Consider the following 24,854-nt stretch of genomic DNA (forward strand, 5'->3'; position numbering starts at 1 on the left):
ATAAATCTTCAAACCTGATAATGAAAAAATATTATTAGATGATAACTCTTGACAAATAGTTAATAAAGTGATATAAATCATCTATATAGGTCATAAAATACCAAGGAGGTTGGTAAGATGGCGCACGAGGGAACACACACATTGGCGCATCATGAGACCAGCGTATGGTCTCTGCCGGCTGGTCTCTCTGTCTTTTTCTTTTCGCTTGCTTTCATATCCTTCTTCGTATGGCACCTTCCCTTACTGGCGGTTCTAACGGGTGGTTTGGGGCTTGCTCTTTTAGCTGTTGGTGTAGGTGGATGGGCTAACGAGTACTTTTCCAAGGGCAGGGATGAGGGTAATGCCTTTCAGGGTATTGTGTGGTTTGTTTTTGCTGAGATCATCATATTTGGTAGTCTATTCACAGCTTTCTGGACGGCAAGGGCTACGCATGCCACTGAGTGGCCCAAGTGGATACCGGAAGGCGGTATGAACTTACTTCTCGTGGCTCTCCTGACCCTAATACTCTGGGCATCAAGCTTTACCATACTCAAGGCGGAAAAAGCCTTAGAACACAACGACCTTGGTGGATACAGAATCTGGCTTATAGCTACCATAATTCTGGGTTCTTCCTTCCTTATACTGCACGCTCTGGAGTGGAGGCACCTCTGGGAAAAGGGCTTTACCTTCAGCTCCAACATGTACGGGACGGGCTTTTACTCCCTGACAGGTGTTCATGCTTCGCATGTGCTTTTGGGAGTGCTTATACAGCTTGTGCTTCTTCTTAATAGTGGTAAAGCTCTTGGTAAGATAACTCCCATTAAGGCTGCGAGTTATTACTGGCACTTTGTGGATATCGCGTGGCTTTTGGTAGCAGGTACCGCTTACATAGTAGGCTCTTACGGGACCTTCTGAGCCATGCTTGCTTTGGCTCTGCTTCTCCTCTGGGCGTGTACCTTTGGCATGCCGGGAATGCGCGAGGTGCCAAGTTACTTTGATGCATCCGTAATGCGCATAGATGAGGACAAATACTTAGGCGCTTATGTTCCCGATGTGACCTTTACTGACGAAGGAGGTAAGAAACATCGCCTTTTGGATTTTGTGAAAGGAAAACCTACCGCACTAATACTGGCTTACTACACATGCGACTCGGCGTGTCCTATCCTCGTAAAGGGTGCGCTTGATGCTACAAAGAACTTAAACGAAGACTTCAGGGTGCTGGTCCTTTCCTTTGATAAGGAGGACACTCTGGACAGCCTGAAAGCTTTCAAGCTCAAGCTGGGCAATGTTCCCAGTAGCTGGACCTTTGGACTTATGAAGGAAGAAGATATAAAAAAGCTGACATCTTCAATAGGCTACAGGTTCTTTTACTCTCACAGGGACAGGGTTTTTGTACATCCGAATGTTATAACCTTTCTGTCGCCTGAAGGGGAGGTAGTCAGGTACCTGTATGGTATAAGCCCGAAGGAGAGGGACCTCAGGATTGCTTTTGCGGAGGCAAGAGGTTCCAAGATTACAAAAAACTCCTTTGTGGACCTTGCCTTCCTGGTGTGCTACAGGTACGACCCCAATACGGGGAAGTACGGGCTTAATCCCACCGTATTTTTTGGGCTTGCAGGTTTTGGGCTCGTCAGCCTGACCTTAGCTTACGCCTTTTTAAAACCCAGAAGGGAGGTAAAAACATGAGATTTTTAAGCCTTTTACTGATACTTGCCGGAAGCAGTTTTGCTCAAGAGGTTTTAGCCTATCCCAAGGTTTACTGGGAAAACTCTTATAAGGTGTGGCTTGCTGTGGCAGTGGTTATCTATCTAGTGGTAGCCATACCGGCGCTGTATTTCATGCTCAAGTACAGGTATAGGGCGGGGGTGCATGAGGAGGGCGAACACATAGAGGGCAATACAGCTCTTGAGGTGGTCTGGACTGTGATTCCCATAATCATAGTTCTCTTTTTAGCCACTTACTCCTTTGCCAACTTTGTAAAGCAAAGGAACGCACCCGAGGGAGCTATGGAAATTAAGGTGGTTGGTTTTATGTGGGGGTGGGAGTTTGAGTATCCCAACGGTAAGAAGGTTTATGCCTTTTTCAATCCTCAGAGTTATACCGTTCCGGAAGAACAAAAAGCCTACATACCCGCAGGCAAACCCATCAAAGTCATCCTCACCTCAAGAGATGTAATACACTCCTTCTTTGTGTTGCCTGCTATGGTCACCGAAGATGCTGTGCCAGGCAGGCTTACACATCTCTGGTTTCAGATAAACAAGCCGGGTGAGTACTATGCTCTGTGCAGGGAGTTTTGCGGAACATGGCATTCCCATATGTTTGCTGTTTTAAAAGTTGTACCCGAAGCTGAGTTTAACGCTTGGCTCAGCACGGGCACGATGCAGCAACAACCTGTTCAACAATAAATAAAAGGAGGTGTAATCATGGCTGTAGCACATGCACCTGCAGGAACTTGGTATGGTGCCACTCTTAAAGAGTGGATATTCACCACCGACCACAAAAAGATAGGTATGCTCTACTTTGTTACCGCTTTAGTGTTCTTTGTGGTGGCGGGACTATTTGGACTCCTTATAAGGCTTGAGCTTACAAAGCCGGGTATTCAGCTACCTGGGCTTTTCGGTCAGGAAGGTGCGGACCTGTACAACTATCTCCTTACCGGACACGGGGCTGTTATGCTCCTGTGGTGGGCTGTAGTCATATGGACGGGTGCTTTCTCCAACTTCCTTATACCTCTCATGATAGGAGCAAGAGATGTTGCCTTTCCAAGACTAAACGCTTTTAGTTATTGGGCTTTCCTTGGAGCAAGTCTTCTCGTCCTTCTAACTTTAATACCCGGCAACTGGATAAAGATGCTCTGGACAGGATATCCTCCTTACGCTCTTAACGACAATGCCGGACCTACAGCTCTCTACACTTTGATAGTTGACCTTTACGGAGTGTCTGCCACCGCAGGCTCTGTAAACTTCATAACCACCATCATAAGAATGAGGGCAAAGGGTCTGGGATGGACAAAGCTCAACCTCTTCGTACACGCAATTATGGCTACAAACCTCATACAGCTCTTTGGGGTGCCGGCGCTTCTCGGAGCGGTGAACCTCCTTCTCCTTGATAAGTACTTCCACATGAACTACTTTAATCCTGCTCTGGGTGGAGATCCCCTTGTTTATCAAAACATCTTCTGGTTTTACTCTCACCCAGCGGTTTATGTGATGATACTTCCAGCCTTTGGTGTATTTTCAGAAGTGATAGCCACCATGGCGAGAAAGCCTATCTTTGGATACATATCCATGATGATAGCCATCTACGCAATAGCCTTCATAGGTTTTGAAACATGGATACACCACATGTTTGTTTCTGGCGTTCCCGACTGGGCAAGGGTACTTTTCTCCTACACCACAGTGCTTGTAGGAGTCCCAACAGGTATAAAGATCTTCAACTGGGTGGCAACACTTCACAAGGGAGCCATAAGGTACAACACCCCCATGGTATTTACCTTTGGTGGTATACTCATGTTTTTAATAGGGGGGCTAACGGGCATTCCCAACGCCATGGTTTCCATAGACCTTGGCATATCCGACTCCATGTTTATAGTGGGGCATTTTCACTATGTTTTAGGTATGGCTCTGACTTTTGCAGCCTTCAGCGGTATATACTACTGGTATCCTAAGGTCACCGGTAGGATGTACTCGGAAGGTCTTGGCAAACTTAGTTTTTGGCTCATGCTAATAGGAGCTAACATCTTTTACTTCCTTCAGATGGTTACCGGAATACTGGGAGAACCAAGAAGGTATGCGGATTATCCTCCTATACCTACATGGGTGACTCTCAATCAGGTGCAAACGGTAGGAGCGGTGCTGCTGGGCATAGGCATACTCGTATCTCTAATAAACTGGGTAATTAGCCTAAAAGGTCCAAAAGCGGAAGACAACCCTTGGAAGTCCCCTTCCCTTGAGTGGTCCATGACGGACACGCCGGTAGGACCCCACAACTTCAAGAAAACACCCGTGGAAGTTCCAGAAGACTGGCATCCCTATGCCTTCTACAAGGGATACCACGCCCATGTGTGATGGTGCACCCTTCTCCCCCTTTCGGGGGGCTTTTTATAAAGGAGTATAACATGGAAATGGATGAGTTAGACCTGCTTTATAAAACAAGATTAATGTTAAAAGAAAAGGGGTTTGTAGTATTGAAGGAACCAGTGCAGGAATTTTACAGGAACCTCTTTAAGTTTACCGGGATAGGGCTTGGGGGATTGCTGAACATGGCAGGCAAGAGCGCCGGACAGATAGCAGGAAAATTATTAAAGGAGCTTGCTTCCCTGTTAGAAACTGGTACAGTATCTGAGATTAAAAGGTGGGAAGTTACAGATAAGGGAGTAATTGTGGGTGTGAAGGGGAGCGTTTTTTCAGCAAGTCAGGATAGTAAAAAACCTATGTGCATACCACTTCAGGGTGGATTTGCTGGAGTTATGGAGGCTTTCTTTGGTGGAAGGTGGAGCTGTAAAGAAATAGAGTGCGAAAGCATGGGAGAAGATACATGCACTTTTGAGATAAGGAGGGAATAACTATGATAGAGTTTGACAACAGTCTCATCACACATGTTGAAGAGATGGATAAGCAACACTTGAGACTGGTAGCTCTTTTAAATAATACCTATGAGCCCTTAAAAATAGGTTATCCTGAACTGGAAAGCCACAGGAAAGTGCACGAGATTTTTCGCAGGGAAGTTAAGAACTTAGCTCCATATGTAGAGAGAGGAGACTTAAAAGCCTTTAGAGAGGCTCTATCTTACTCATGGGGATGGTTATACAATCACATTGCCAAAACGGACAAAAAGTACGGAATTTATGCAAAGGAGAGGGGTTTGATATGATGAGCGATGAAGGCAAGAAGAGGCTTTTGGGGATACTTTTAGGTCTTCTAGTGCTGGCAGGATTCATGACAGGTTTTTTGGGTATGGCGCTTTCTGAAAAAAACAGGGAATATTTTATTTACAGACTGAAGAACATAAAAAAGGTGCCTTACATAGCTCCTGAGAAAAGATAATGGACCAGTTCAGCGTAGGTCACATACTCATGATCTTTTCAAGAGTTTTTGAGATGCTAAGTTTTGGTATAATTCTGCTCTTCGTTTTTAAAGGTATTGGAGTGAGATACATATTTTTCGTGGCGGGTATAACCCTTCTTGGCATTTTCGTGTCTGTAATAAACTTTTTCTCAAAGAAGTATCCTGTAGAATACTCCTTTGCCTTTGAAACTTTTGTATTCTTTGTGGTACTTGCTACAGCTTTTTACGCCTTCATGGAGAAAAGGGAAAAGAAGTTTTTACCACCTCCGCCCCCTCCAAAAGGTACCCGATGCCCAGTGTGTAGCGCTTTTGTCAAAAAGGAAGACGATTACTGCGTGGCAAGGGAGGGTGAAGAACTGCTCTATTTTGACTCCTGCGAGCACCTTGAGAGATTTATAGAAGACCTGGAAGCTTACAGAAAGCTGAGAAACATAAGCCTCAAGAGGGTGGAAGGCATCTACAGGAAAGGGAGCAGGGCGTGGGATATAGTAGAAAATAAGATTTCTTAGTAAAAAAATCTATTAATGATTTCTTGCTAAATAGTAATGCTTGACATTATAAGAAAATCCTTATATATTTATAAGTACAGCTTATAAGCTGAATTAACAAAGGAGGTGCCACATGGAAGGACACGAGGAGTTCTTTCCAAAAGGTGCGGTAGCCTTTTTAGTGTTCATGCTTGCCTTTTATGCCCTGGTATGGCTCTCCATCTACTTTACACTTTTGGCAAGGGGGTAATGCCATGGATAGGGCGGAGAAGGGTGCATTCATCACAGCGGTGCTTTTCCTGAGTTTTTTCTTTGCTCTCATAGTTTACGCAGCCAAAGGTTTAAACATTGATGTGCCCACCTGCATAACGGATGTTAAACCTTATACGCAGGGTCAGGTGATACAACACGCACCCAACAGGTACGAGATTCACTACCTTGCCAAGATGTGGTACTTTGAGCCTGCGGATGTGGAACTGCCAGTGGGGTCCACGGTGGACATTTACCTTACCAGCGGGGATGTGATCCACGGCTTTCAGATTGATGGAACCAATGTTAACTTAATGGCTGTACCGGGAGCCATATCTTACGCAAGGGTCAAGTTTGAAAAGCCCGGCGTTTATCACATAGTTTGCCACGAATACTGCGGTATAGGACATCAGGATATGACTACAAAGATAGTGGTAAAAGGAGGTGAGCAAAAATGAAGGTGGAAGGAAGTATAAAGACGGTCATTCTCGGTGAGATAATATTTCCCATCCTGCTTCTCATCTTTGGTATATACCACGGGCTTATGCAGGCACTCTACAGAGCGGGCATCATAAAGGATATGTCCTTCCTCGGTATAGAGTACTACCAAGGGCTTACGCTACACGGCGTCATAAATGCAGTCGTCTTTACCACGATGGTAATAGTGGCTTTTGGAAATGCTGTATTTCTCTACTACCTTAAGAGGCCTTTAAGACCGGCTGTTCAGTGGGCGAGCTTCCTTATGATGGTGATAGGAACTCTTATGGCAGCTTGGGCTATGTTTGCCGGCAAAGCCAATGTGCTTTACACCTTTTACCTTCCACTTATAGCTCACCCTGCCTTTTACATAGGTGCGGCGCTTCTGCTCGTTGGTTCCATAGTTCCCCTGTTTTTTGACTGGGCACCCAACTACATATCCTGGAGAAGGGAGCATCCAGGTGAAAAGGTACCCCTCGCAGTCTTTGGTGTTTTTGTCAACCATATCATGTGGGTCATTATGTTAGTTCCCGTCGTTATAACTGTGGTCTTTCAGATGCTTCCACTATCTTTGGGTCTTGTAAGCGAGGTAAATCCATCTCTTAGCAGAACGCTCTTCTGGGCTTTTGGTCATCCTCTCGTTTACTTCTGGCTGCTGCCTGCATACACCATGCTTTACACGGTTTTGCCTAAGATAGTTACCGGCGAAGGAAAGCTCTACTCTGACAGCGCTGCAAGATTTGCCTTTATACTGTTTATCCTGTTCTCTTTCCCCGTAGGTCTTCACCACCAGTTTACAGAGCCCGCTGTAACAAACAGCTACAAGCTGGTACAGGCTCTGTTTACCTTTGGCGTTGCAGTTCCCAGCATGCTAACTGCCTTTACCGTTGCCGCATCCCTTGAGTACTCCATAAAGTCCAAATATCCTGAAGTGAAAAACTCTCTTTTCTACTGGTGGACAAAAATACCCTACATAAGCTTGGAGGGTGATAAGTGGCTGGTTTCTTACTTTATGGCAGGTCTCTTCCTCTTCTTTGTGGGTGGCATAACCGGTATAGTAAATGCTTCTTACAATGTAAACCTGGTGGTACACAACACTTCCTTTGTGCCTGGGCATTTTCACACTACAGTGGGTGGGCTCGTGACTTTATCTCTCCTGGGTATATCCCTTTACTTAGTTTCTAAGCTTATGGGTAAGGAAATAAGGTTCAAGGGTCTGGCTGTTTTGGCTCCGTGGCTCTGGTGGCAGGGTATGCTGATATTTGAGTACGCCATGTCCGTTGCGGGTCTTCACGGATTTCCCAGAAGGACCAACACTGGCATATCTTACCTCAACCCCGACTCCCCTCTCTACAGACCCGAATGGGTAGGCTATGCGGAGCTTTCCGCCTTTGCAGCTTTTATAATAGTTCTCGGTTTTATCTTCTGGGCTATCTCCTTCTTTGGGACCTTGCTCTCACCCAGCGTAAGGGAAGGTAGTCTTGAGTTTCCCACAGCTGAGGCTCTGCACGATGAGAAAGCTCCAGCTCTTAATCGTCTGACACCGTGGTTTGCCATCAGCGTTGCTCTCTTTGTTCTATCTTACATACCAGCCCTTTACGATGTTACCAAGAGGGGTGTCTTCTTTGACTCTCCCGGATATACAGATAAGAATCCTGTCCCCATAACAAAACCTCAGAGTGCAAAGGAAGAAAAGTCCACCGCTGAAGTCAAATAAAGTGCGTTCCCTCGTGCGCCTTTTTGTCAGGGGGTGTTTCCCCCTCCTTTTATTTTTTACTCTTGCGTATGCCCAAGGTACAGGCATACCCCCCAACGAATCCAGAACCATCGGTACAAAACTGCCGGATGTGATGCTCATTGACTCTCACGGGAAGAGCTTTAACTTATACAGCCTTAGGGGAAAACCCATAATCCTGAGCCCCATCTACACCCACTGCAGTTCCGCATGCCCCATAATTACGGACTCTCTAAAGAAAGTGGTCTACAAGCTTGGGACTCCCGGAAGGGACTTCTGGGTTCTGAGCTTTACCTTTGACCCAAAAGACAGGCTGGAGGACCTGCGGAGATTTCAAAAAGAGCATGGCATAGACGGCAGAGGCTGGAAGGTGGTTATGGCAAAGGACAGCCAGGAGCTTTTTAAACTCACAGATGCCATAGATTTCAGGTTCATGAGTGAACAAAATAGCAAAGACTTTATCCATCCCAACCTCCTGGTGTTTATCTCACCTGAAATGGTGGTCAAAAAGTATGTTTACGGAGTGGTCTTTAAGTATGAGGACCTTAAGAAGGCGCTGGATTATGCGGAAGGAAAAGAGGACTTGCTGGAGAGGTTAAGACCTTACCTTTTCTTCGTTGGTCTTTTAGGCTTTGGTGTGTCTTCCCTTTACCTACTTCTCAAAATCTTCAAAAGGTGATATAATAAAAAGGGTTAGGAGCCGTAGTTCAGCCCGGTCAGAACGTCGGCCTGTCAAGCCGAAGGGCGCGGGTTCAAATCCCGTCGGCTCCGCCACTTAGCATGAAGGAAATACTGCACAAGATATCCGAGTTTGAGAACCTGAGCAAGGAAGAGATAAAGACAGCCATAAGAGATATGATAGAGGGGAGGGCTACGGACTCTCAGATAGGCGCTTTTATAATGGGCATGAAGATGAAGGGGGAGAGTATTGAGGAGATAGAGGGTGCTGCGCAGGTCTTTAGGGAGCTGGCAACGAAGGTAGATGTGCCTGACACTCAGCAGCTCATAGACACCTGCGGAACAGGAGGCGACAGACAGGGGACTTTTAATGTGTCAACGGTCACAGCCTTTGTCCTTGCGGGTGCAGGACTGAGAGTGGCAAAGCACGGCAACAGGTCTGTCTCTTCTAAAAGTGGTAGTGCGGACCTGCTTGAGCATCTGGGTGCAAAGATAGATCTCAGTCCCCAGCAAGTAGCTATTATGATACAAGAGCTGGGCATAGGCTTTATGTTTGCACCTATCTACCATCCCGCTATGAAAAGAGTTCTTGGACCAAGAAGGGAGGTGGGGGTGCGCTCCATATTCAACCTGGTAGGTCCTCTTTCCAATCCCGCGGGTGCAAAGAGACAGATTATGGGCGTTTTCTCCGAAAAGCTTGTGGACAGAATGGCTCACGCTCTTAAGGGTCTTGGCTCTATAAGTGCGGTAGTTGTTCATGGAAATGATGGGCTTGACGAGGTTTCCATATCCTCCTCTACTAAGATAGCAGAGCTAAAAAACGGTCAGGTGGTGCTTTACGAGTTTATGCCAGAAGATATGGACTTTAAGAGGTATCCTCTTAGCTCCGTGTGCGTCTCCGGGGTGGAGGAGAGCGCTCAAATGGCTCTTTCCGTGCTGAAGGGAGAGGAGTCACCAGCCTACTACATGGTGCTTCTCAACTCTATGTTTGGGGTTATAGCTTCCGGTATAACAGATGACAAAAAGACAGCGCTACAGATGGCAGAGGAGTCCATACACAGCGGTAAAGCTTACCAAAAGCTAAGGAGGTTCATAGAGCTATCCCAAAAATTATGATTAAAGTCGGTAAAGTCAAGTACCTCAACACCATGCCTCTCTTTTACAGATGGGAAGACCCTCGGATTCAGCTGGTGCTGGGACATCCTTCCGAGCTGGCACTCATGCTGAGAAAGGGGGAGCTTCAAGCGGGGATAATTTCATCCGTTGAGTACTTAACAAATCAGGCTCTTTATACATATGTGCCAGATGTTTCCATATCTTCAAAAGATAGGGTGTGTTCCGTTTTGCTCTTTTCAAGACTGCCAATAGAGCAAGTCAGCAGGGTTTATCTTACGCCCAACTCCATCACTTCTAAATACTTAAGCATTTATCTGCTGGAAGAGGTTTATAAGCTAAAACCTGTTTATACGGAAAGAAAAGATAGTGCTGACTGCCTGCTTCTCATAGGTGATGAGGCGCTCTATGAAAAAAAGGCGGGTAGATTTCCTTATGTTTATGACCTTGCTTACGAGTGGTACAGAAGTCACCATCTTCCCTTTGTCTTTGCACTTTTTATAGTCAGAAAAGATGCACCTGAGTGGCTCTCTCAGAGAATAAAAGAGCTCTGCCATCTGTCTATGGAGGCTTTTTTTAAGGACCTGGAGGAAGGGAAGATAAAGGTTGACGGCTTTAGTCAAGAAGAGCTTTTTGAATACTTTACTCAGTGCCTTTACAATGGGCTAAGCGAGAAAGAAGAGCTGTCTCTTAGAATTTTCATGGAATTTTTATCTTCCAGAGGTTTATTATAATAACAAAGGAGGAGAGCAATGAAGAAGGTAGCTTTGTTTATGGTTTCGGTTATGTTTTTGGCAAGTTGCGGTCAGGTAACATCAGAAAGAACTTATCAGGGGGCTGGTGTGGGTGCTGCGGGCGGTGCTATAGCAGGTGCGCTTATAGACAAAGAAAACAGGTGGAGGGGAGCGGTCATAGGTGGCGTCTTGGGTGCAATTATAGGCGGGACCATAACTGAAATATCTGCAAGGGCGGCAAGAGAAGCGGCAGTAAATAACAGGCCAGTGGAGTACAGGTCCGAAGATGGAAGGGAAAGGGTGTATGCGGAACCCGTAGCTTCAAGAGGAAACTGTAAAATAGTAAAAACCAATTATTACCAGAATGGCAAGCTGGTAAAAGTGGAGGAAAAGGAAGTCTGTCCTTGAGCCTTCTACATTATCTTACATCTGGTGTTTATAACACCAAAGTTTCCTCCTCTTTTTCTGTACAGTATCCTTAAGGTGCCGGTCTCTGTATCTACGAAGGGAAGGAAATAAACACCTGACTCTCTGAGTTCAAAGAGAGCATCCTCAAGACTCATGGGTTTTTCCACAACAAGCTCTTCCTCTATTACAGGAGGTAGCTCTCTCTCTTCAGAGGGTATTAGCTCTGCACTTAAGACCTCTTCTTTTATCTTGGCTCCTCTTCTTCTTATCTCGTGCCTGCGCTGTTTTAGTTTTATAATCTGTCTTTCTACCTCATCCATAACCTTATCAAGGGCGGAGAAGATGTCCACATCCTCTTCCCATGCATGAACAGTACCACCCCCCCAAGTTTTTAGGTACATGTCTATGTCAATCCTGTAAAGTGTTGGTCTGCTATCACCTGCAAAGTCCTTTTGCTTAGCTCTTGTGGTAGAAAGAGTAACCACCACCTCCACCTGATCTTCCTCCGCTTCCTTCAAAAATCTTGATAACCTTTCAAGCTTACCCTCTACAAAACTCTTCATGGCATCAGTCCATTCAATACCCTTTCCTATGAATTCCACATTCATCTTTATCCTCCTCTATCTTTATGGATATACTATCATAACATGAAATTAGGCATTCTTGTGTCAGGCAGAGGCTCCAACCTGCAAGCTATTGTGGACGCAATAGAGTCCGGCAAGCTACCATGCAGTATAAGTATAGTCATCTCTGACAGAGAAAAGGCTTATGCTCTTGAAAGATGCAAAAAGCACCATATACCTCATGTGGTAATAAAGAGAAAAGACTTTGGTAATGTGCAGGACTTTGAGGAGGAGCTAATCAGGAGTTTAAGACAAGCTCAGGTAGATCTTGTGGTGCTGGCAGGTTTTATGCGCATTTTATCTGCACACTTTATAAGAGCTTTTCCCATGAAGATCATAAATATACATCCGTCCCTTACACCTGCCTTTGTGGGAAAAGATGCACAAAAGCAAGCTCTTGAGTATGGTGTTAGGATAACAGGCTGTACAGTTCACTTGGTCACAGAAGAGCTGGACAGCGGTCCAGTTATAGTTCAGGCTTGTGTGCCAGTGCTTCCGGACGATACAGAAGAGACGCTCTCTGAGCGCATACTTGCTTACGAACACAGGGTATTACCTCAAGCCATCAGGTGGATGGCAGAAGGAAGGGTGAAGGTGGAAGGTAGGAAAGTTCAAGTAATAGGAGCAAAGTACGGCACGCTTCCTGTAAATCCGCAGCTGGAAGTCTTTTGAGTATAATTATAACTGCTGGGAGGGATAAGATGAGCCAGAGTTTGGCTGAGAAGTTTTACTTTTATATGAAACTGGGTAGGGAGCTGGAGATAAGAGCAAAGGAAGAGTATACGAAGGGGAATATAGGAGGGTTTTTGCATCTTGATATAGGGCAGGAAGCTGTCAGCGTGGGTGCTGTTTTTGGATTTGGTAAGGGGGACCTCTTCTGTCCTTACAGGGAGCATGTGCTTGCCCTTGCGAGGGGAATGGACCCAAAGCTCATAATGGCTGAGCTTTTTGGTAAAATCACGGGTGTATCAAAGGGTAAAGGTGGTTCTATGCATCTTTATGAGCCAAAGCTTGATTTTTACGGTGGAAATGCCATAGTAGGCGCGCATTTGCCTCATGCGGTTGGAGCTGCATATGCCAGAAAGTATATGGGAGAAAAGGCGGGAGTCCTTGCCATATTTGGTGACGGTGCTACCAACGGTGGAAGCTTTTTTGAGTCCATAAACCTGGCTGTCGTGTGGGAGGTGCCCGTACTATTCTTATGTGAAAACAACTTTTATGCCATAGGCACAAGGATAGATAGAGTTTCAGCCTTTAGGGACATATACTTAAAGGCAAAGGATTACATGCCTGCCCTTCAGGTGGATGGTATGGATGTTTTTGCAGTTTACGAAGCTGTTGTTAACGCTAAAAAATATCTGGAAGATTATGGAAAGCCCTACTTTATAGAAGCCATAACTTACAGATATGAAGGCCACTCTATGGCTGACAAGGGTGATTACAGATCACCCAGGGAAATAGAAACTTTCAGAAAAAAAGACCCTATAGAGAACTTAAAAAACAAAGCTATGCAGATGGGATGGCTTACACCAGAACAGATAAGGATGATGGACGAAAAAATAGCACAAATAATAGAAGAGGCTGTGGAGTTTGCCTTAAACTCCCCCGAGCCAGACCTTGAGGAGCTATACAAGGACATATACTGCGGAGTATGTGCGGATGTTATACCGTGATGCTATAAACTTAGCCCTTGACCATGCTATGCAAGTAGACCCGAGAGTTATAATCCTTGGTGAGGATGTGGGTTTTTATGGTGGAAACTATAAGGTAACCGACGGTCTTTTTGCCAAGTACGGTGAGAAGAGAGTTATAGACACACCAATAGCGGAAAACTCCATAGTGGGAACAGCCATAGGCATGGCAATGATGGGTCTAAGACCGGTTGCGGAAATTATGACGGCGAATTTTTCCATGTTAGCGATGGACCAGATAGTAAACAACATGGCAAAGCTCAGATACATGAGCGGTGGGAAAATAGCTCTGCCAATGGTAGTGCGTATGCCTCAGGGTGTGGGTAGACAGCTTGCAGCTCAGCATTCCCAGAGCTTGGAACATATGTTTGCATCCATTCCAGGACTTTATGTTTTTTGTTCTTCTGATGCAACGGGTGCTTACCACACAACCCTGTATGCCATAAGGCTTGACGACCCTGTAATACTGCTTGAACATGTTCTTCTTTATCCTATGGACTTTGAATTTTATAAAGTGGAAAACTTTGACCCCTTCAAAGCAAGGATTTTAAGGGAAGGCAAAGACATAACTGTGGTGTCTTACCTTAAGATGGTTCACGATGTATTAAGAGCTTGTGAAAATTTAGAGAAAGATGGTATATCCTGTGAGGTGATAGAGCTTATATCCCTAAGACCCATAGATTTTGAAACCATTTACAGCTCTGTGAAAAAGACCAAGAGGCTTGTGGTGGTTTACGAAGCGCCTAAAAGTTTTGGGCTCGGTGCGGAAATTTCAGCGAGAGTTTGCGAAGAGATGTTTTACTTTTTGGATGCACCACCCTTGAGGATAGCCGGCGAGGAAGTTCCCATCCCTTATAACAGAAAGCTGGAGCTTTCAGCCATACCTACACAGGAGAGCATATACAGGCAGATGCTAAGTTGGGGGAAAGGGCATGGATTATGAGGTGGTGATGCCTCAATTTTCGGATACTATGGAGAGGGGGAAAGTGGTGCGCTGGCTCAAAAAGGAGGGCGATTATGTAGAAAAGGGTGAGGTTTTGGCTGAGATAGAGGCAGAGAAGGCAGTTATGGAGCTCCAATCCTTCAGAAGCGGTATCCTCAAAAAGATCACTGTAAATGAGGGCGAAGAAGTTCCTGTAAAAACCACCATAGCCATCATAGAGTTGACGGAAAAAAGACCGGTGGTAGAAAAGCCACAAGAAATAAAAAAACCTGAGGAAAAACCTGTGGAGAAGGTGGTAGAGAAAAAAGTGGAGGAAATTAAACCGGTGGAGAGAATTGAGCTACCACCTGGTCTCGCATCCGCTTATGCTAAAGTGTTGGCTTCCCAGTATGGCATAGACCTACAGGAACTTCAAAAGGAGGGAAGGCTGCCATCACCCGCTCATGAGAAAGATATAATGGAGCTTCTGAGTGAAAGGTACTTTACGCCAAAGGCACTGGAAACTTTAAGGGATTACCATCTGGACCCCAAAAGACTTGTGGAGTTTTTCAAAGGTGAGAAGATAACAGAGGACATGCTTTTGGAATACATTGAGGAGTTTAACATACCAAAGAGAGTCCCCATATCAAGCGTCCAAAAAAGCCTTATAGCAAACCTCACGAGAAGTATAAAGCATCCCCACTTTAGGATATACGAAACCTTTGACCTGTCTCTAATACCTTGGGATAAGGACATAACTCTTACCCACTGGCTTATAAAGATAGTGGGTGATGCCATGATGTACTTTGATAGGTTGAGGGCAACAGTTGAAGAAGATCACTATCTTATAACACCCAATGCGGATGTTGGAGTTGCCATATCTGTAGATGATGAGCTTTATGCTCCCGTTATAAGGAAGGTAAATAAGAAGAGCCTTTTGGAGATAGCTAAGGAGGCAAGGGAGCTAAGGGAAAAGGCTCAGGCAGGTAAGCTAACCCTTGAAGATGTAAAAGGCGGGACGCTGACTATATCCAACATGGGTATGTTTGGAATAGCTTCCTTTGATGCAGTGATACCTTACGGTCAGGTATGTATAGTGTCCGTTGGTGCGCTGGACGAGAACGGCAGGGCAAGTATAAACTTCACTTTTGACCACAGGGTAGTCAACGGTACGCATGGAGCGCTTTTTGTAAAGCACTTAAAAGAAAAGGTGCTTGACAGGAATTACATAAAGTCTCTAAAGCGAGGTTTGTAGATGTTTGATTATGATGTGATCATCTTAGGTGGTGGACTGGCCTACACTGCGGCAGAGATACTCAGAAACAAAGGCTTAAAGGTGGCGATAGTGGAGAAAAACAAGGAACATTTAGGGGGTGTTTGTCTTCACGAAGGATGCGTACCTACAAAGCTTTACCTCTTTGAAGCTCAAAAGATATACGATATGAAAAACTCAAGGCTTTTGGAATGGAAGGGTGGTGATGTAAAACTTAAAAGACTCGTAGAGTATAAAGAAAGACTTAGAAAGAAGCTCAGGGAAGACATAGAAAGGCTGCTCAAAGGTGTGGACATAATTTACGGCGATGGTACCCTTACGGATAGGCATACGGTGGTGGTAGGAGAAAGGCAGATAAGGGGCAGATACATAATAGTGAATACAGGTAAAAGGCAAACATGGGGCTTTGGACTTGAGCCAGATGGTAAGCGTGTAATCACCACAGATGAAGCTATCAATCTGGAGAGCCTGCCGGAAAAACTGCAAATAGTTGGGGATGACTACATAGCCTTTGAGTTTGCCACCTTCTTTGCAGTGCTGGGTTCTCAGGTAAATCTTTACTTTGACAACCCAATGAGCTTTGCCCATACCAGCATAAAAAACAGATTCCTCAAAGAATTGGAGTTGCTGGGAATAGCCTTACACCCCATTAAGGACTTTAAGACGGAGAGCATTACATTGCTTGTTAAAAGAAGGGTGCCCAATTCGGAGTGTGTGGGTGATCTCATACAGAAAGATGAAAATAACCACATACTTGTTGATGCGCATTACGAGACCTCCATAAAGGATCACTACGCAGTAGGAGATGTTAATGGACTTTCCGAAACTGCTCATGCAGCGAGGATGCAATCCCTCATTGTCAGCAAAAGAATACTTGGGGAGAGAAGCTTTTACATAAGACCCGAAAATATTCCCTATGTGCTTTATACTGTCCCACTGTCCTACGCAAAAGTTGGATTAACAAAGATGGAGCTTGAAAGAAGAGGAATAAAGCATACAGAAAAAAGCGTTAGCCTGAGAGCCTTCTCATCTTCTTACATACAGCACTCGGAGGATGGCATGTGCTTCCTTTACTTTGACAGCAGAGGCTTTCTTCTGGGGTGTGAGGTGCTCTCAAGGGGTGCTGGAGAGATAATATCAAGCCTGACCGTCTCTCTTTACTCTGAATTAAACATTAGCCACATGTCAAAGGTTTTGCTTCCTCACCCTACTTTAAGCGAGATACCCTTTTTGAGGCTCGTGTGATATACTTTTTAACAAACCAATGGAAAATTTGGAAGTTTTTCTAAAAGTTGCCAAAGAATCAGCACTTATTGGGGGTCTTGTGCTGAAAGAACACTTTGGGAGGCTCTCTCAGGATGACATAAAAGAAAAATTTGAAAAAGATGTGGTGAGCATTGTGGATAGGATATCCGAGGAGAGGATAAGAAAGTATATAAAGTCCAACTTTCCCCATCACCATGTGGTAGGTGAAGAGGAAGGAGGAGAGGATAAGGGTGAGTATGTATGGTACATAGACCCACTGGATGGCACCAAAAACTACATAGCTGGTTTTCCTATTTTTGGTGTTTCTGTTGGTCTTACCTATCGCAAAGAACCCATAGTAGGAGCTGTTTATCTGCCGTATTTTGATGCTCTTTACTGGGCTTTAAAAGGTGGAGGTGCCTACAAGAACGGTAAAAGGGTGCAGGTGAGCAAAAGGAGGCAGGTAAGGCAGTTTTTTGTTGCTTATGGCTTTCCATCAAGAGCAAAGAGAGATTTGAACATTTATTGGAGGGTATTCAGGGATCTTTTTGATAAGGTGGGGGCTATGAGGAGACCCGGAGCTGCGGCTGTGGACCTCTGTTTTGTTGCCGAGGGGGTCTTTGACGGTCTTGTGGAGTTTGAGCTAAATCCTTGGGATGTGTGTGCCGGCACCATCATAGTGCAAGAGGCTGGTGGGAGGGTTTATCTCACCAAAGGACTCTCAAAAGCCACGGATGTGATAGCAGGCACTCCAGATGCATATCCTTACATAGAAAATGCAGTAAAATTTAGCTTAGAGGGTTTATAAAATGAGCGACCAAGGTATGAAGTTTCTTCTGCCGGTAGACTTTACCGAAATAACCAACGGGCTTTTGAGACTGGTAAAAGCCTTAGCTCAGCCCCATAAAGCCAGTGTGACGCTACTTCATGTGATATCACCCATACTTTACCTTCCCTATCCGGAAAGCTTTGGCATGAGCGTTGTGGACCTTGAACTTCTCTCTGATATGGAGAAGAAGAAGGAGGAAGAGGCAACTCAAAAGCTTAAAGGACTTGCGGACTTCTTAAAACCAGTACCTGCCAATATGGTGGTGGATATAGGCGACCCAGCCGAGGTTATCCTTGAAAAGGAATCTTCTTATGACCTTCTCATCATGGGGAGCCACAGAAAGGGACTTATAGAAAAGATACTTGTGGGGTCCACCGCCGAGAAGGTGGCAAGATACACAAAAAGACCACTTCTCGTGATGAAGGGCAAAGAGGTAGAAGACTTTAAAAAGGTAGTTGTGGCTCATGACCTTTCCAAGTATGCACAAGAGGCTTTTGAGTTTGCTCTGAAGCTTTTAAAACCCTTCAAGTGCCACATCACCCTTCTGCACGCAGAAGAGACCATAGAGCTACCTGTAGTAGCTCATGTAAGGGATGTAATAAGTGAACGATACAAGGAAGAAAAGTTAAAATACTTGGATAGTCTCAAAGAAAAAGCTCAAGGTGGTGGTTTTGAGTGTGATGTGAAGGTAGTGAAGGGAAGAAGCTCTGCGGAAGCTCTGCTGGAATACTTAAAGGACAAGACGGATATTGATCTTATAGTGATGGGAAGCAGAGGACTCTCCACTCTTCAGAGAGTTCTTCTGGGAAGCACATCCTCAGAAGTGCTCAGGAAAGCTCAGCTACCCATACTTATACACAGGAGCCTTCAATGATACTAATACTTCTCCTTGTACTCCTCTCCCTTCCTTCCTTTGCTTACAATCCTTACACAGATTACTTTTTTTGCAGATACTTTCAGCAGGAGAACCCAAAAAAGGCCGAAACTTACTGCATAAGAGCCTTGGAAAGGTTGCCCACGCCAACGCTGTTTGTGGATACCATAAGACTTGAGCTCCTACTCAAAAGAAAGGAAAAGGCTCTTGAGCTTGCCAAAAGGATGAAGCACCTGTATCCTAAGGAGCAGGCATCTTATCTTACTTTGCACAGCGTGTATTCCTTAATGGGTCAGAAAGACAAAGCTCTTTCTGCGCTGGAGGAGGGTTATCGCTTACTGCCCAAGTCAAAAGAGATCATGCTATTCCTCGCAGACGAGTATTTAAGAAGTGGAGAGAATAAGAAAGCAAAGGCAGTAATTGAAAATTTAGCCAAGGAGAGTCCCGACAACCCCTTGCCTTACTACATGCTGGCAAGAATATACCTTTCGGAAGGCAACAAAGAACTTGCCATACATTATCTGGAAAAGTCCCTCCAGATAAAGAGCTCCTTTGAGGCTGGATTTATAACTCTTGGTAGCATATACGAGGAGAGTGGAGAGTACACTAAGGCAGAGCAGTTATACAAGGATGTTTTAAAAACTTCGCCAGATAACAAGGTGGCTCTTGAGAGACTTGCCAATTTGTATGTTCTCACTAACAGGCTTGAGGAAGCACAGGACATTTATGAAAGACTCGCAAGACTCTATCCGGAGGAAAACTACGCTTATCAGTATGCCCTCGTACTTATAAGAAGCTCAAAATACGACAAGGCAGAAAAAATACTCAGCGAGCTTTACAGTAAGTATCCTGACAACCTTGAAGTAGCCTATACTTACGGTCTTGTTTTGGAGATGGAAAAGAAGACGGATTTAGCTCGCCAAGTATACGAAAGACTTTATAAAAAGGATCCTACCAACACAAAGGTTATAGAGAGGCTCGCAGGCATATACATAGATGCCAAAGATTATCAAAAGGCACACGAGATACTAAAAAAGGGTCTCTCACTGGACCCAAAAAGCTACCAGCTTAACCTGCTTATGGGGAGCCTCCTGAACGAGGAAGGAAAGTCTGAGCAAGCGCTCAGCTATGTAAATACAGCCATAAACCTAAATGCAAAGGACTATAGGGGGTATTTTCTAAGAGCCATAGTGCACGATAAACTTGGTCAAGTCATAAGTGCGGAGGCGGACCTAAAAAAGGCTCTTGAGTTAAATCCTGGTGATCCTGAGCTTTTAAACCATCTGGGATACTCGCTTCTTCTCTGGTACGGACCAGCGAGGGTAAAGGATGCAGAAAAGTTTATATTAGAGGCTCTTTCAAAGGATAAAGATAACCCTGCTTACATGGACAGCTATGCGTGGGTACTTTACTATAAGGAAGATTACAAAGGTGCTTACGAGTGGCTCAAAAAAGCTTACGAAAAGGAAAAGGAAGACCCTGTGATAAACGAACATATGGGTGATGTGCTTTTAAAACTTGGCAGAAAGGAAGATGCTAAAAGGTACTACGAGAGAGCTATGGAGCTTATAAAAGCGGGTAAAAGAGGAGAGCCCGGACAGGAAGAGAGATTAAGAGAGAAGCTTAAAGATTGATGCTTTGGAGCTTTTTAGCTTGGAAGGTGCTCAAACTGTCCCTCCTTATCAGCATCATACTCTCCCTTGCCTTTATGCTTTTCCAGCTTTTGAGGATTGACAAGATCCTCTTCTCCCTCCCTTTGGAAGAAACCTTACCCTTTCTCATGCTCTGGACTTCATATTCCCTCTTTTACTTTATGCCCACCTCCATGTTTATAAGCTCCTCCGTGGTGTTTTTTGAACTTAAAGACAGCAAAAAGCTCCATGTGATAGAATCTTTTGGTATAGCTCCCTACCTGGCATACTCCAGAGTGTTTGTAAGATGCATGCCCATATTTATATCTCTGATAGCCATATCTTTCATGCTTCGTGAGGAAGATGTATCTTTTATGAGGAGATACTTAACTTACAAGTATTACATGAATATGGTTTATTCGGTACCAGAAAAAACCTTCTTCACTCTGGGAGACATGACTTTTTATGTGAGCGAGCGAAATGGCAATGATGTAAGCGATGTGTTCTTTAAGAAGGGTGAAAGTTTGGTAATAGCAAAAGGTGCGCATTTGGACAGCGATGCTATAGTCTTTACAGATGGAAGCATCCTCGTAAAGGAAGGAGAGAAATTCTACCTTACTGCCTTTTCCCAATACAGGATAAGCCTTGAGAAGTTCGTCAGCGTGGAAAGGCAGCAGAGGAATTTAAAAAGGGATCAGATACTCAATCTTGTAAATACTGCTCTCTCTCCCCTCCTTATGACTTTTGGCTTTTTTATCTCAAGGGTGATAACGGATGCTGCTATAAAACTCTATTACTTGGTAGGTGTGCTATCCATCCTTTATCAGTTTTTTCTAATAATACTAAAGTCCCTACTTTGAAGTTTCATCAATTTTTCATTTTGTTCCTCATAGAATTATACACATCAATACTTTTATAGGAGGTAGAACCATGAAGAAGTTTTTAGCAGCCCTATTAGCGGTAGCCTTTGCCGGTGCAGCTGTAGCCGCAGAAGCCCAAGCTCCTGAGAAGAAGGAGGAAAAGAAGGAGGAGCAAAAGAAAGAGGAGAAGCCTCACAAGAAGGCTCACAAAAAAGTTCACAAGAAGACCATGAAGAAAGAAGAAAAGAAGGAGGAGAAGAAGGAGGAAAAGAAGGAAGAGCAGAAGAAGTGAGCCATCTGCGGGGGCTTCAGCCCCCCCCTTTATCCATCTCTATGCCGTACTGCCTTATTTTCCTGTAAAGGTTAGAAAGGTCTAGGTTTATAGCTTTCGATACCTTTCTAAGGTCATAGCCATACTCTCTTAGCTTCCTCTCTATGAAAACTTTTTCAAACTCTCGCTTAGCACTTTTGAGGTCCTTTTGAAAGAGCCTCTCGTAGCTCTCTAATGGGTTAATACCAAGAAGGACTCTTATGTCTTCAGCCTTAATTTCCTCTCCCGCATGGAGAATTACCAGCCTCTCCATGAGGTTTTTAAGCTCTCGCACATTTCCTCTCCACTGGTGAGCCATCAGCAGAGCTTTGGCATCATCAGTGAGGCACTTTTTAGGCTTTTTATACTCGACAGAAAACCTATCTAAAAAGTGCTGTGCAAGGAGGATAATGTCCTCACCCCTCTCTCTGAGGGGTGGTAAGTAAAGGACAAAAGCTGATATCCTGTAATAGAGATCCTCCCTGAAGCTTCCCTTCTTTATCTCCTCGCTTAGCTCCTTGTTGGATGCGGATACAAGCCTAAACTCGGAATGCACCACCTGAGTGCCACCAAGCCTCGTAAAGCTCTTGGTCTCAAGCACTCTCAGAAGCTTAGCCTGGGCTTTCAGGCTCATGTCACCTATCTCGTCCAGAAAGAGCGTCCCTCCATGCGCAAGCTCCAGTTTGCCCTGCTTTCTTGCTGATGCAGAAGTAAAGGCTCCCTTTTCGTAACCAAAAAGCTCTGCTTCTATAAGGTCATCGGGAAGGGATGCGCAGTTTATGTCCACAAAGGGAGCATCTTTTCTTTCAGAAAGGTGATGTATTGTTCTTGCCACCAGCTCCTTCCCCGTTCCACTTTCACCAAGTATAAGCACATTTATATTAGTCTTGGCTATCTTTGCTATGGTTTCCTTTAGTTCCAGCATGGGTTTGGAAGTTCCTATAAGTTCATCCTGATGAACCTTTTCACCCCTCCTCCTTAAAACCTCCTGAACAGCTCTTTCCACTGTCAGCAGGAGTCTCTCCATAGAAAAGGGTTTTTCTAAAAAGTCGTAGGCACCATCCTTTATAGCCCTAACTGCATGTTCCACCTTTCCGTGACCCGTTATAACTATGACGCTGGTGTCTGGAAGATAAGTTTTGAGATGGCTCAAGAAGGATATACCATCTCCGTCTGGCAACCACACATCCAGCAAAACCGTGTGGAAGTATTCGGACTGTATAAGCTTTTTGGTGCTTTCTATGCTGTCCGCTGTCTTTACATAGTATCCTTCCTCTTCAAGGAGATTTTTTAGCGTCTCCCTTATGTTCTTTTCATCGTCAACTACCAGCACTGTACCCTTCATGGTAAGATTTTACATCGTTCACCCACCGTTCATAATGGGTAGTTAGACTTTAATTTAAATCCTGTAGGAGGTGAAAAGATGAGAAAGTTAGCAATGCTTTTGGTGATCCTTTCGGGGAGTGTAATGGCTTATCCGAAGGGTGAGCAAGGTAAGATGCATATGTGGTGTGAGCAAAACTGGGAAAAGTGCAAAGAGTACAGACTGGAAGCGCTTAAGATAAGGGAAAAGTATATACCCAAGGAAAGGGAATGCGTAGAAAAAGCTAATACATTCCAAGACATGAGAAGCTGTATGATGGATGTAAGAGAGCAGATGCGTAGAGAATTTTACCAACTTCGTAAAAAGATGCTAATGGAGGTTAGCCCCCAACCTTGAGACTCCTTCTTATAGAGGATGACGCATCTCTGGCTAAGGCACTCAAAGAAGTTCTTGAAAAGGAAGGCTATCATGTCAGTCTTGCCTTAGACGGAAGGAGAGGGTACGAGCTTGCCCTCTGCGAGGAGTTTGACCTCATAGTTCTTGACCTCCTCCTGCCCTCCATGGGTGGTGAGGAGGTGCTAAAAAGTCTTAGGGAATCTGGGGTAAAGACGCCAGTGCTCACGCTTACTGTAGTCTCCGACCTTTTTAAGAAGGTGGACCTCTTTGCCCTCGGTGCTGATGATTATCTGACAAAACCTTTTCACCTTGAAGAGCTTCTGGCAAGAGTAAGGGCTATTATAAGAAGAAGCTCGGGGAGTACTTCCGACATAATGGAGCTGGGGGAGGTCAGAATAGAGATGAACAAAAAGAGAGTGCTGGTTAATGGGCAGGAAGTACCTTTGACTGCAACAGAGTACACAGTTCTTGAGTATCTCTGTCTTAATAGAGGTAGGTATGTGAGCAGGGAGGAGATTATTGAGAGATGCCTCAGTTACAGATACGAGCCTGAGAGCAACACGGTGGAGGTGTTCATATCCAGAATAAGAAAAAAGCTCGGAATTAAGGATTTCATAAAGTCTTCGAGGGGTTTTGGCTACAGGGTGGGATGAAAAAATCGCTTAAGTTACAACTTGTCTTACTGTTGGGCTTTTTGGTCCTTCTTCTCACAGCTTATCATGTACTGCTCTATCTGAGCGTAGAGAAAGTCCTCTTCTCTTCTGTAGATAGACACATGGCAGAAGATGCAAAAGCCTTTGAACTTTCCTATTTTTCGGGAAAAGGATATGAGGATACGCACACCAACTACGAGGTTTATACCATAAGAACACCAGACGGTCTTGTTCTTGACAGTACGGAAAATGTCTTACTTCCCTTTGATGAAAGTTGGCACATGCCAGATATACGCACCGTCAAATACGGGGACAGTTTTTATAGGGTTTTGACCTACAGAAGAGGAGACGGTTTTTATGTGCAGTATGCGATTAACTTCACTTCCGAAGCGGAATTCTTAAAGTCCCTCAAACTCTACATGTTTATCTCATGGAGCAGTATCTCCCTTTTGATAGTGCTGACCTATCTTCTGGTCCTTAGGTCCGTCATAACCTCCATAAGGTTTATCAGTGATGCAGTCGTCAAAGAGAGGCTAGAAGATAGTAAGGATATCTACCAAGAGCTAAAACCGCTTTTGGAGAAGATAAGGGATGCGCTCCATCGTTTAAAAGCTCTTTCCGAAAGACAGAAAAATGTGATACTTGGGCTTAGTCACTCAATAAAAACTCCTCTCTCCACCGCCATACTCATGCTTGAGGATACCATCAGGCATTCAGAAGATGTCAATTTGAAAGTGGTGAGAGATGAACTCTGGAGGTTGGAAAGGAATGTCAATGCCTTTCTCAGAATGTCCAAGATGGAAAACCAACAAAATCTTGCGAGGATAGAAAAACATGAGCTTTTATCTCTCATGAAGCAGGTATTTCATCTGTATGACGCAAAAAGTAGAAGGATAAGGTTTGAAAGCGCTGAAGAGAGTATTCATGTACTCTGCGACAGGGACATACTCTTAGAGGTCCTAAACATACTCATGGACAACGCACTGACCCATAGCCTAAGAGATAGCTTTATAACTCTCAGAGTTGTGAAAGAAGACTTGTACACCTCCGTGTGCATTGAAAATCTCGCAGAAAGAGGTATAGACGAGGAAAAGCTCTTTAAGCCCTTTGAAGGGAGATACACTGGCATAGGTCTTTACATGGCGCACAAGCTTTCCCTTATCATGAACTGCAAGCTAAGAGTTTGCCAGGAAAAGGTGGATGATCATGTTTTGGTAAAGGTGTGCTTACATATCCCACTGAGCCAAGGCTCTTAACTGTTAATTTTGGATTAATATTAATTGCGTAGAATATAGA

General features: G+C 44.6%; 29 protein-coding genes and 1 tRNA gene. 28 read left to right on the forward strand and 2 right to left on the reverse strand.

All coding sequences use genetic code 11. The features are described from left to right. Window positions 1-117 precede the first annotated feature (117 nt). From HTH_RS07440 to HTH_RS07505, 15 genes are all read left to right on the forward strand, one after another. Window positions 118-894: a cytochrome c oxidase subunit 3 gene (locus HTH_RS07440; protein WP_012964106.1), complete on the forward strand. Its 777-nt coding sequence runs from the start codon at window positions 118-120 to the stop codon at window positions 892-894. A 3-nt stretch (window positions 895-897) separates the two neighbouring features. After that, window positions 898-1,665, forward strand: a complete 768-nt coding sequence (locus HTH_RS07445; protein WP_012964107.1) for an SCO family protein — start codon at window positions 898-900, stop codon at window positions 1,663-1,665. After that, on the forward strand, window positions 1,662-2,384 hold the full coding sequence (coxB, locus tag HTH_RS07450; protein WP_012964108.1) for a cytochrome c oxidase subunit II: 723 nt from the start codon (window positions 1,662-1,664) through the stop codon (window positions 2,382-2,384). The genes HTH_RS07445 and coxB overlap by 4 nt, the downstream gene beginning before the upstream one ends. A gap of 18 nt (window positions 2,385-2,402) precedes the next feature. Then, a complete protein-coding gene (locus HTH_RS07455; protein ID WP_012964109.1) occupies window positions 2,403-4,046 on the forward strand; it encodes a cytochrome c oxidase subunit I in 1,644 nt (547 codons plus the stop codon). Between the two features lie 50 nt (window positions 4,047-4,096). Further along, window positions 4,097-4,543 (forward strand): V4R domain-containing protein, encoded by a 447-nt coding sequence (locus tag HTH_RS07460; protein WP_232500421.1) that lies wholly within the window; start codon window positions 4,097-4,099, stop codon window positions 4,541-4,543. A gap of 2 nt (window positions 4,544-4,545) precedes the next feature. Then, window positions 4,546-4,851 (forward strand): bacteriohemerythrin, encoded by a 306-nt coding sequence (locus HTH_RS07465; RefSeq protein ID WP_012964111.1) that lies wholly within the window; start codon window positions 4,546-4,548, stop codon window positions 4,849-4,851. Next, complete coding sequence (locus tag HTH_RS09985) at window positions 4,848-5,024, forward strand: hypothetical protein (RefSeq protein WP_012964112.1); 177 nt, start codon at window positions 4,848-4,850, stop codon at window positions 5,022-5,024. Before HTH_RS07465 ends, HTH_RS09985 begins: the two co-directional genes overlap by 4 nt. Then, complete coding sequence (locus tag HTH_RS07470; protein WP_012964113.1) at window positions 5,024-5,554, forward strand: hypothetical protein; 531 nt, start codon at window positions 5,024-5,026, stop codon at window positions 5,552-5,554. The genes HTH_RS09985 and HTH_RS07470 overlap by 1 nt, the downstream gene beginning before the upstream one ends. Before the next feature lie 233 nt (window positions 5,555-5,787). Continuing rightward, a complete protein-coding gene (locus tag HTH_RS07475; protein ID WP_012964115.1) occupies window positions 5,788-6,240 on the forward strand; it encodes a cytochrome c oxidase subunit II in 453 nt (150 codons plus the stop codon). Further along, window positions 6,237-7,976 carry a cbb3-type cytochrome c oxidase subunit I gene (locus HTH_RS07480; RefSeq protein ID WP_012964116.1) on the forward strand — a complete coding sequence of 580 codons (1,740 nt, stop codon included), beginning with the start codon at window positions 6,237-6,239 and terminating at the stop codon, window positions 7,974-7,976. The genes HTH_RS07475 and HTH_RS07480 overlap by 4 nt, the downstream gene beginning before the upstream one ends. Window positions 7,977-7,989: 13 nt before the next feature. Further along, on the forward strand, window positions 7,990-8,673 hold the full coding sequence (locus HTH_RS07485) for an SCO family protein (protein ID WP_014462637.1): 684 nt from the start codon (window positions 7,990-7,992) through the stop codon (window positions 8,671-8,673). A gap of 17 nt (window positions 8,674-8,690) precedes the next feature. Next, window positions 8,691-8,768, forward strand: a tRNA-Asp gene (locus HTH_RS07490). Between the two features lie 6 nt (window positions 8,769-8,774). Then, complete coding sequence (gene trpD, locus HTH_RS07495) at window positions 8,775-9,788, forward strand: anthranilate phosphoribosyltransferase (RefSeq protein ID WP_012964118.1); 1,014 nt, start codon at window positions 8,775-8,777, stop codon at window positions 9,786-9,788. After that, window positions 9,785-10,519, forward strand: a complete 735-nt coding sequence (locus HTH_RS07500; RefSeq protein WP_012964119.1) for a menaquinone biosynthesis protein — start codon at window positions 9,785-9,787, stop codon at window positions 10,517-10,519. The genes trpD and HTH_RS07500 overlap by 4 nt, the downstream gene beginning before the upstream one ends. 18 nt (window positions 10,520-10,537) lie before the next feature. Next, window positions 10,538-10,927 carry a YMGG-like glycine zipper-containing protein gene (locus HTH_RS07505; RefSeq protein ID WP_012964120.1) on the forward strand — a complete coding sequence of 130 codons (390 nt, stop codon included), beginning with the start codon at window positions 10,538-10,540 and terminating at the stop codon, window positions 10,925-10,927. Between the two features lie 5 nt (window positions 10,928-10,932). On the opposite strand, the gene hpf is transcribed toward HTH_RS07505, so the two are convergent. After that, a complete protein-coding gene (gene hpf / locus HTH_RS07510) occupies window positions 10,933-11,535 on the reverse strand; it encodes a ribosome hibernation-promoting factor, HPF/YfiA family (RefSeq protein WP_012964121.1) in 603 nt (200 codons plus the stop codon). A 39-nt stretch (window positions 11,536-11,574) separates the two neighbouring features. On the opposite strand from hpf, the gene purN reads away from it, so the two are divergent. The 10 genes from purN to HTH_RS07560 all read left to right on the forward strand — a co-directional run bounded on the left by purN (window position 11,575) and on the right by HTH_RS07560 (window position 21,167). Next, window positions 11,575-12,222: a phosphoribosylglycinamide formyltransferase gene (purN, locus tag HTH_RS07515; RefSeq protein WP_012964122.1), complete on the forward strand. Its 648-nt coding sequence runs from the start codon at window positions 11,575-11,577 to the stop codon at window positions 12,220-12,222. A 29-nt stretch (window positions 12,223-12,251) separates the two neighbouring features. Then, window positions 12,252-13,223 (forward strand): thiamine pyrophosphate-dependent dehydrogenase E1 component subunit alpha, encoded by a 972-nt coding sequence (locus tag HTH_RS07520; RefSeq protein ID WP_012964123.1) that lies wholly within the window; start codon window positions 12,252-12,254, stop codon window positions 13,221-13,223. Then, on the forward strand, window positions 13,210-14,184 hold the full coding sequence (locus HTH_RS07525; RefSeq protein WP_012964124.1) for an alpha-ketoacid dehydrogenase subunit beta: 975 nt from the start codon (window positions 13,210-13,212) through the stop codon (window positions 14,182-14,184). The genes HTH_RS07520 and HTH_RS07525 overlap by 14 nt, the downstream gene beginning before the upstream one ends. Continuing rightward, entirely contained in the window at window positions 14,174-15,418 is a 1,245-nt protein-coding gene (locus HTH_RS07530) for a dihydrolipoamide acetyltransferase family protein (RefSeq protein ID WP_012964125.1), read from the forward strand. Before HTH_RS07525 ends, HTH_RS07530 begins: the two co-directional genes overlap by 11 nt. Continuing rightward, window positions 15,419-16,681, forward strand: coding sequence for a dihydrolipoyl dehydrogenase family protein (locus HTH_RS07535; protein WP_012964126.1), 1,263 nt, complete (start codon window positions 15,419-15,421; stop codon window positions 16,679-16,681). It begins immediately after the preceding gene. Window positions 16,682-16,700: 19 nt separating this feature from the next. After that, window positions 16,701-17,489: an inositol monophosphatase family protein gene (locus HTH_RS07540; RefSeq protein WP_012964127.1), complete on the forward strand. Its 789-nt coding sequence runs from the start codon at window positions 16,701-16,703 to the stop codon at window positions 17,487-17,489. A 1-nt stretch (window position 17,490) separates the two neighbouring features. Then, on the forward strand, window positions 17,491-18,384 hold the full coding sequence (locus HTH_RS07545) for a universal stress protein (RefSeq protein ID WP_014462638.1): 894 nt from the start codon (window positions 17,491-17,493) through the stop codon (window positions 18,382-18,384). Next, window positions 18,381-20,018 (forward strand): tetratricopeptide repeat protein, encoded by a 1,638-nt coding sequence (locus tag HTH_RS07550; RefSeq protein WP_012964129.1) that lies wholly within the window; start codon window positions 18,381-18,383, stop codon window positions 20,016-20,018. The genes HTH_RS07545 and HTH_RS07550 overlap by 4 nt, the downstream gene beginning before the upstream one ends. Further along, on the forward strand, window positions 20,018-20,875 hold the full coding sequence (locus HTH_RS07555) for an LptF/LptG family permease (protein ID WP_012964130.1): 858 nt from the start codon (window positions 20,018-20,020) through the stop codon (window positions 20,873-20,875). Before HTH_RS07550 ends, HTH_RS07555 begins: the two co-directional genes overlap by 1 nt. A gap of 70 nt (window positions 20,876-20,945) precedes the next feature. Beyond that, complete coding sequence (locus tag HTH_RS07560) at window positions 20,946-21,167, forward strand: hypothetical protein (protein ID WP_012964131.1); 222 nt, start codon at window positions 20,946-20,948, stop codon at window positions 21,165-21,167. Window positions 21,168-21,183: 16 nt separating this feature from the next. Here HTH_RS07560 and HTH_RS07565 read toward each other — a convergent pair whose 3' ends face one another. Continuing rightward, complete coding sequence (locus HTH_RS07565; RefSeq protein ID WP_012964132.1) at window positions 21,184-22,530, reverse strand: sigma-54-dependent transcriptional regulator; 1,347 nt, start codon at window positions 22,528-22,530, stop codon at window positions 21,184-21,186. A 78-nt stretch (window positions 22,531-22,608) separates the two neighbouring features. Between HTH_RS07565 and HTH_RS07570 the strand changes: the two genes are divergently transcribed. Genes HTH_RS07570 through HTH_RS07580 form a run of 3 tightly spaced genes read left to right on the forward strand, consistent with a single transcriptional unit; the run spans window position 22,609 to window position 24,814 of the window. Next, on the forward strand, window positions 22,609-22,905 hold the full coding sequence (locus HTH_RS07570) for a hypothetical protein (protein ID WP_012964133.1): 297 nt from the start codon (window positions 22,609-22,611) through the stop codon (window positions 22,903-22,905). Next, window positions 22,902-23,558 (forward strand): response regulator transcription factor, encoded by a 657-nt coding sequence (locus HTH_RS07575; RefSeq protein ID WP_012964134.1) that lies wholly within the window; start codon window positions 22,902-22,904, stop codon window positions 23,556-23,558. Before HTH_RS07570 ends, HTH_RS07575 begins: the two co-directional genes overlap by 4 nt. Next, the gene (locus HTH_RS07580; protein WP_012964135.1) at window positions 23,555-24,814 is read left to right on the forward strand and encodes a sensor histidine kinase; all 1,260 of its coding nucleotides are present in this window, start codon (window positions 23,555-23,557) and stop codon (window positions 24,812-24,814) included. Before HTH_RS07575 ends, HTH_RS07580 begins: the two co-directional genes overlap by 4 nt. Window positions 24,815-24,854: the final 40 nt, after the last annotated feature.

It is taken from the genome of Hydrogenobacter thermophilus TK-6 (assembly GCF_000010785.1).
Taxonomy (GTDB): Bacteria; Aquificota; Aquificia; order Aquificales; family Aquificaceae; genus Hydrogenobacter; species Hydrogenobacter thermophilus.

Bases quoted from the DNA above. Each gene is read 5' to 3' on its own strand.
- HTH_RS07440 (WP_012964106.1), top strand. From the start codon at position 118: ATGGCGCACGAGGGAACACACACATTGGCGCATCATGAGACCAGCGTA.
- HTH_RS07445 (WP_012964107.1), top strand. From the start codon at position 898: ATGCTTGCTTTGGCTCTGCTTCTCCTCTGGGCGTGTACCTTTGGCATG.
- coxB (WP_012964108.1), top strand. From the start codon at position 1,662: ATGAGATTTTTAAGCCTTTTACTGATACTTGCCGGAAGCAGTTTTGCT.
- HTH_RS07455 (WP_012964109.1), top strand. From the start codon at position 2,403: ATGGCTGTAGCACATGCACCTGCAGGAACTTGGTATGGTGCCACTCTT.
- HTH_RS07460 (WP_232500421.1), top strand. From the start codon at position 4,097: ATGGAAATGGATGAGTTAGACCTGCTTTATAAAACAAGATTAATGTTA.
- HTH_RS07465 (WP_012964111.1), top strand. From the start codon at position 4,546: ATGATAGAGTTTGACAACAGTCTCATCACACATGTTGAAGAGATGGAT.
- HTH_RS09985 (WP_012964112.1), top strand. From the start codon at position 4,848: ATGATGAGCGATGAAGGCAAGAAGAGGCTTTTGGGGATACTTTTAGGT.
- HTH_RS07470 (WP_012964113.1), top strand. From the start codon at position 5,024: ATGGACCAGTTCAGCGTAGGTCACATACTCATGATCTTTTCAAGAGTT.
- HTH_RS07475 (WP_012964115.1), top strand. From the start codon at position 5,788: ATGGATAGGGCGGAGAAGGGTGCATTCATCACAGCGGTGCTTTTCCTG.
- HTH_RS07480 (WP_012964116.1), top strand. From the start codon at position 6,237: ATGAAGGTGGAAGGAAGTATAAAGACGGTCATTCTCGGTGAGATAATA.
- trpD (WP_012964118.1), top strand. From the start codon at position 8,775: ATGAAGGAAATACTGCACAAGATATCCGAGTTTGAGAACCTGAGCAAG.
- HTH_RS07500 (WP_012964119.1), top strand. From the start codon at position 9,785: ATGATTAAAGTCGGTAAAGTCAAGTACCTCAACACCATGCCTCTCTTT.
- HTH_RS07505 (WP_012964120.1), top strand. From the start codon at position 10,538: ATGAAGAAGGTAGCTTTGTTTATGGTTTCGGTTATGTTTTTGGCAAGT.
- hpf (WP_012964121.1), bottom strand. From the start codon at position 11,535: ATGAATGTGGAATTCATAGGAAAGGGTATTGAATGGACTGATGCCATG.
- purN (WP_012964122.1), top strand. From the start codon at position 11,575: ATGAAATTAGGCATTCTTGTGTCAGGCAGAGGCTCCAACCTGCAAGCT.
- HTH_RS07520 (WP_012964123.1), top strand. From the start codon at position 12,252: ATGAGCCAGAGTTTGGCTGAGAAGTTTTACTTTTATATGAAACTGGGT.
- HTH_RS07525 (WP_012964124.1), top strand. From the start codon at position 13,210: ATGTTATACCGTGATGCTATAAACTTAGCCCTTGACCATGCTATGCAA.
- HTH_RS07530 (WP_012964125.1), top strand. From the start codon at position 14,174: ATGGATTATGAGGTGGTGATGCCTCAATTTTCGGATACTATGGAGAGG.
- HTH_RS07535 (WP_012964126.1), top strand. From the start codon at position 15,419: ATGTTTGATTATGATGTGATCATCTTAGGTGGTGGACTGGCCTACACT.
- HTH_RS07540 (WP_012964127.1), top strand. From the start codon at position 16,701: ATGGAAAATTTGGAAGTTTTTCTAAAAGTTGCCAAAGAATCAGCACTT.
- HTH_RS07545 (WP_014462638.1), top strand. From the start codon at position 17,491: ATGAGCGACCAAGGTATGAAGTTTCTTCTGCCGGTAGACTTTACCGAA.
- HTH_RS07550 (WP_012964129.1), top strand. From the start codon at position 18,381: ATGATACTAATACTTCTCCTTGTACTCCTCTCCCTTCCTTCCTTTGCT.
- HTH_RS07555 (WP_012964130.1), top strand. From the start codon at position 20,018: ATGCTTTGGAGCTTTTTAGCTTGGAAGGTGCTCAAACTGTCCCTCCTT.
- HTH_RS07560 (WP_012964131.1), top strand. From the start codon at position 20,946: ATGAAGAAGTTTTTAGCAGCCCTATTAGCGGTAGCCTTTGCCGGTGCA.
- HTH_RS07565 (WP_012964132.1), bottom strand. From the start codon at position 22,530: ATGAAGGGTACAGTGCTGGTAGTTGACGATGAAAAGAACATAAGGGAG.
- HTH_RS07570 (WP_012964133.1), top strand. From the start codon at position 22,609: ATGAGAAAGTTAGCAATGCTTTTGGTGATCCTTTCGGGGAGTGTAATG.
- HTH_RS07580 (WP_012964135.1), top strand. From the start codon at position 23,555: ATGAAAAAATCGCTTAAGTTACAACTTGTCTTACTGTTGGGCTTTTTG.